Genomic DNA, 5,580 nt, shown 5'->3' with positions numbered 1-5,580 from the left:
CCTCGGATGGGCTCCCTGGCTCCAGAGGCTCGCGGCCGAGAACCTGGTGGAGGTGTACACATGGTCCATAGGAACCGCGAGCTGGTGGTTCAGGGAGGTGGCCTCTGGGAGGCCGGGGCTCATCACCAGGGTGGGTCTGGGAACTTTCCTGGATCCCAGGCAGGACGGCTGCTATCTGAATGAGCTGGCGAGGGAGAGGAGAACATGCCGCAGTGAGGTTATTGAGATAGGGGGAAGGGAGTACCTCCTCTACTCCGCGCCGAAGCCCGATGCCGCCCTGATTAGAGCGACAACATCGGACGAGCTGGGGAACCTCTCCATGGAGAGGGAGGGCATCCTGGGCACCGTTCTGGGGATAGCTCAGGCGGCCAAGTCGAACGGGGGAATTGTGATAGCTCAGGTCGAAAGGATGGCGAGATTCGGATCGATCAGACCCAAGGAGGTTCAGGTACCAGCTCCCCTGGTTGATCGAGTGGTCATCTCTCCCCCTGAGTACCACTGGCAGACATACTCCATCCACTACGACCCCAGGATAAGCGGTGAGGTCATACCCCCGAGGGGATCGCTCCCCTCCCTGGAGCTCAGCGACAGGAAGGTTATAGCCAGGAGGGTCGCTTTAGAGCTTGTGAGGCTGGCCGAGGAGAAGGGCAGACCCCTATTCGTGAACTTCGGCATAGGGATACCGGCGCTCGTTCCGGCGGTCATAGAGGAGGAGGGCCTCTCTGATATCCTCCTGACAAGCATAGAAGCCGGACCTATCGGAGGGATAGCCCTCACCGAGGCCGATTTCGGCGTGGCCATGGGCCCCTTCGCCATAATGCCGATGCCGGACATGTTCACCAACTACGAGGGCGGAGTGATAGATGCCTCCTCCCTGGGGTTCATGCAGGTGGACTCCGAGGGGAACGTTAACCCTTCCTTCATCCCCGGGAGGATCACGGGGCCCGGTGGGTTTCCGGTCATAGCCTCGGGCTCCCCCAGGCTCTACTTCGCTGGGGGGTTCACGGCGGGTAAGAGGAGGATCAGGGTAGGAGGAGGCGTCATTAGGATAGAGCAGGACGGAGATATCATAAAGTTCGTCAGGAGGGTTCATAAGATCGCGTTCAACGGAAGGATGGCTCGTGAGGAAGGTAAGGAGGTGATCTACATAACTGAGAGGGCTGTTTTCAGGCTCTCAGATGGTATCGTACTTGAGGAGGTGGCCCCGGGAGTTGATCTGGAGAGGGAAGTGCTGGGAAGGATGGATTTCGAGCCCAAGGTGTCCAGCAAGCTGGAGGAGATGGATGCGAGGATATTCAGGGAGGAAAAAATGAACCTGAGGGAGGAGATAAGGATCGTTTGACCTATGGTAAGCTGGCCTCCAGGGCCGGGGGCTTGCCCTCCCTCATCAGCTTGACCCTCAGTCCCCTCTCCCTTAGCCTCCTGAAGGCATCCTCATCGCCTAGGTAGGCGAAGGCCCCCTTCCTCTCAGCCAGGCTCAGCACCGCGGAGATCTCCTCATCATAACCCTCGACCGTCAGCTCCTTGGGAGCCCTCTCCACAATTATGCTCCTACCGATGAAGTAGCTCTCCAGCATCCTCATCAGGCTTTGATCCCTGGCGACCTTGTTGAAGGTCTCGTTCGGTATGTATATCTCGTACCTCCTCGCAAGGTCATCCAGCTTGCCCCTCCCCGCCGCTATCCTGAGGGCAGCGTAATCCATGACTATCGCCTCCCTCCCCCTCCTCCTGTAAGCCAGCAGGACCGGTATAATGAGCAGGGGGAGTAGGAAGATCCACATGGGAATCTCCGGTAATTTCAGCTCCAGGGCCGGGAATATGGATTTCTGCTTCGCTTCGAACCTAACAATCGTGCTCTTCTGCTTCCCGAATCCTGTTAGGAAGACGTCAACCCTTCCGGAGGTGACCGTGTCAGCGGCAGGCTCCACATCGAAGGTTATCTCGACGCTCCTGCCCTTAGATATGCTGAGAGTCCAGCTGAGGACGTTCTCATTGACCTCCACCCTAGCCTGAGTGCTGCTGGATCTGACGCTCCCAGGAACGTATTTTATCGATGCGTTGAGGTTCGCCACGACCTTGACCTCTTGCGCCCCAGTGGGGCTGGTCAGGATTATCCTCACGGTCCCCTTCCTCCCGGAGGAGGAGCTCGAAACATCCAAGTCAACGAGCTCCGGGGCCTGCTGCACGGGGGCGGGCTGCGAGATGACCTCCTTCGGCTTGACCGATATGATGACGCTGTCCTTAGCCCCGGCGGCGGTGGCCACGACATTGTAGCTGCCAGCCACGGCCACGAGCTTGGCCAGGAAGTTTATCTCCAAGCTGCTCTTTGCGTCCAGCTTTCCGATCGTCCACTTCAGCACGTTCCTCTCGTTTCTAGGCTTCACCCTGACCCCCCCGAGCTTGGACGAACCAGCCACGTAATCCAGTCCCGCGCTCAGATCGACCAGAACCTCGAGGTTCTCGTAGGCGCCGTCTCCTATGTTGCTCACCTTTACCAGGAATGCCACGTTTCCTCCGGTCTCAACGGAAGTGGGCGTGGCCGATATGTCCACTGTTATCAGGGCCGTCCCACTGGTCCCTCCGGAGGCCGCAGAGCCACCAGAACTAGTCATTGAGCCCGAGGATCCCGTCGTCCCGTAGGACTCTATCCTTATACCCTGTGACCCGAGCGAGACTAGGACTATCGGTATTCCGGTCAGCACGTACTCCTCCTTCTTCTCGCTCACCGGATTCCCGGAGCTGGAGCTGGGGTTGGGGGGCGGTAAATAGCCGCATGAGGGCGTTCCGGAGTCATCCCTCGGCCTGGATCCCGATCCTCCGCCCGGAGGTGGGCTCGGGGGATCCATCACGACTATCGATGCGGAAGCCCCTATCGTTCCGTTCACGTAAACCTTGTTGTCCTTCCTCCCCTCCGTCTCAGCCTTCAGCTTGTAGCTCACCGAAACCAAGCTCCTCGGCCCCAGGGTGACGTTGTACCTCATCTCGCTTCCCACCAGGAGAGGACCTTCCACGGTGATGTTGGATGAGAAGCTCCCATCAACGTAGCTCATCCCGGATGGTATCCTATCCGAGATCATGAGGAAGGCAGGTAAATCGCCTGAGTTGCTTATCACCACGGTGTAGTCTACCTTATTCCCCACCTTGACGTTCGTGGGGGAGGCCAGCTTCCTCACCCTTATGACCGGCGGGGATATAACGCTGATCTCGCTGGAGTCGCTCCCAGATCCCTCCTGCGAGCTGAAGGTGGCCACATTCTTCAGGGTGGTGCCGGGGGGAGCGCTCACAGTCGCGTTGAATTCCAAGAGCAGGCTGCTCCCGGAGGGGACGTTTAGGATCCAGCTGAGGTTGTTCCCGCTGATCTTCGGTTCCTCCGAGCTCCCGTTGAGCTTCGCCGTTCCCGCGACGTAAGACATACCATCTGGCAGGGAGTCAGTTAGCGTCACGTTATAGGCCGTGCCGTTCCCGTAGTTGGTTATGAGCAGGCTCACCCTGACCTCCGAGCCAGGGGTGACCACTGAAGGCTCTACAGCCTTCACCAGGGTCAGGTTCGTCTCAAGGGCCGGGGCGAATATTGAAGGGCCGAACTCCGAGGTGCCATGGGGCATCAGGGTCGCCAGTGAGGTTATTCTCATTCCCTTGCCATGAAGATCATCTGGCAAGTCTATCCATCCCATGAAGAGACCGTTTGTTGCTCTGAGGCTGCCTAGGTATCTGAGCCCCTCCCCGTAACCGCTCGGGTGCCCCGTGGACTGGTATATCTCCACCTCCGCGTCGTCGAATGCCGGATTCCCCGAGGAGTTACCCTCAGCGTTTATGTAGCCCCTCACTATCATCCTGCTACCGTAAACTCCGGCCCAAAGCAGGACCGGGTAGTCCATCAGGTGATTCGGTCCCTCCGTGATCCTGCCATCGTTCCTGGTGACGTAATCACCTCCCAGATCTATCCCCAGGATAGTGTTGTTGTAAGAGGATAGCATGGTGAACACGTTGCCGATCGATGAGTTCCCCTCAACCACTATCCCAGTGTAGAGATTATCGTGAACGGTTGCCCCACGCACGCTGTTGTTAGCTGACTCGAAGATCAGCACCCCGTACCTGTTGTATCCGGACTCGCCTGAGAACTCGTTCTCACCCCCGTTGACGATCCAGACCCCGTATATGCTCCCCCTCACCGAACCTCCAATCCTGTTGCCCCTGCTGCTCTCGACCAAGATGCCTGCCATCGTGTTGTTGATGACGGAAGCGTTTATCAAGTTCCCGTCGCTGCTGTAAACCTTTATCCCGTAGACGTTGTCCATCGCGCTGGTGTTCCTGATCAAGTTCCCGCTCGACCCCTGATGCAGGTAGATGCCGTAGCCGTCCGCACCCAGCGCGGTATTGTTAAGCGACCTGGAATTCTCTATCACGTTACCCCTTGACTTCTGGAGGTATATCCCGTACCATCCGTTCTCCCTGGCCTCCACATCGCTTATGGTGTTGTTATCGGAGTACTTGAGCAGCAGACCACCCTCCGAGTTTCCAGTGAAAGAAGCCCCGCTCACCCTGATGTCAGAGCTCAGCAGGGAGATAAGCCCTATCCTGTTCCCCCTCACCCTGAGGCTGGAGAGGTTGCACGCTATGCTTCCCTCGAGGTTCACCCCGGCGTTGGTGTTGTTCTCGGAGATCAGGCTCTCCACTCTTATCCCGGAGCTGGACACCAAGTTCAAGCCGAAGTAGTTGCCGGTGACCATGATGTTCCTGAAAACGCTCTCGCTCGAGAGATAAACGTAGAGACCGCTCTGTTGGGATCCTATCGCTCCCCTCATCGATAAGTTGCTCAGAGTCACGTTCCTCACGTTCACCACCTCGACCACGTGCTTAGTCGTGTTGAGCGCCTCCAAGATCACGGAGGATGGATCCCCGACTCCAGAGATCACTATGCTGCTCTTGGTAACCCTGACGTTCTCCCTGTACGTGCCGGGGCATACCAATATCCTATCGCCCGGGTTGGCCGAGGTCAGGGCCGAGCTCAGGCTGGTGAAGGTCGCGTCACCCGAGGCGCAGGGGGATCCGTTGGAGACTACCAGGGTGCGGGGTGATGCTGAAAGCACCTCGCCAGGCTGAATGGCCAGCAAGACGATCAGGAGGAGCAGGTAAGCCCTTCTCATGCTTCACCTGGGGTTTGAGGAGACCGCCTGATAAATCCTAGTGAGGTGAGATGTAATGCGCTTATATTCCCCGGGAGTGAGGAGCTTAGGATGCCCGCATGACCACTCTCATACTCACCGAGAAACCCAACGTGGCCAGGAGGATCGCCTCAATACTATCGAGTGGCTTCGAGAGGCTCAATGATGGAAAGGTAGCTTACTACAGGTTCCAGCTTGATGGTGAGATATATTACGTGGCCCCCGCGGCCGGTCACCTGTTCGAGCTCGATTATCCCCCGGGGAGGTGGGACTATCCCTCAGTAGTCCCACCGGAGGGTCTCATTCTCAAGGAGATCAGGGGAAAGGAGGGCTACCTCAAGCTCCTGAGGAGGCTGGGAAGGGATTGCGGGAGGGTGATAGTGGCCACGGATCTCGATGCTGAGGGAAGCTCCAT

The 5,580-nt window shown here is 58.0% G+C and carries 3 protein-coding genes; 2 read left to right on the top strand and 1 reads right to left on the bottom strand.

Annotation, left to right across the window (positions count from 1 at the left end):
- On the top strand, window positions 1-1,342 hold a 1,342-nt coding region (locus BA066_06400), incomplete at its 5' end, for an acyl CoA:acetate/3-ketoacid CoA transferase (protein ID RDD53064.1).
- A 1-nt stretch (window position 1,343) separates the two neighbouring features.
- On the opposite strand, the gene BA066_06395 is transcribed toward BA066_06400, so the two are convergent.
- Window positions 1,344-5,147: a DUF11 domain-containing protein gene (locus tag BA066_06395; GenBank protein ID RDD53063.1), complete on the bottom strand. Its 3,804-nt coding sequence runs from the start codon at window positions 5,145-5,147 to the stop codon at window positions 1,344-1,346.
- A 98-nt stretch (window positions 5,148-5,245) separates the two neighbouring features.
- On the opposite strand from BA066_06395, the gene BA066_06390 reads away from it, so the two are divergent.
- On the top strand, window positions 5,246-5,580 hold a 335-nt coding region (locus tag BA066_06390), incomplete at its 3' end, for a DNA topoisomerase I (protein ID RDD53062.1).

The organism is Candidatus Korarchaeota archaeon NZ13-K (assembly GCA_003344655.1).
Lineage (GTDB): Archaea > Korarchaeota > Korarchaeia > Korarchaeales > Korarchaeaceae > Korarchaeum.
Note: the sequence above shows the minus strand (reverse complement) of the source record. Positions and strands in the feature narration are given on the sequence as shown.

Excerpts from the sequence above, each read along its gene's own strand:
- BA066_06395 (RDD53063.1), bottom strand. The coding sequence starts at position 5,147 with ATGAGAAGGGCTTACCTGCTCCTCCTGATCGTCTTGCTGGCCATTCAG.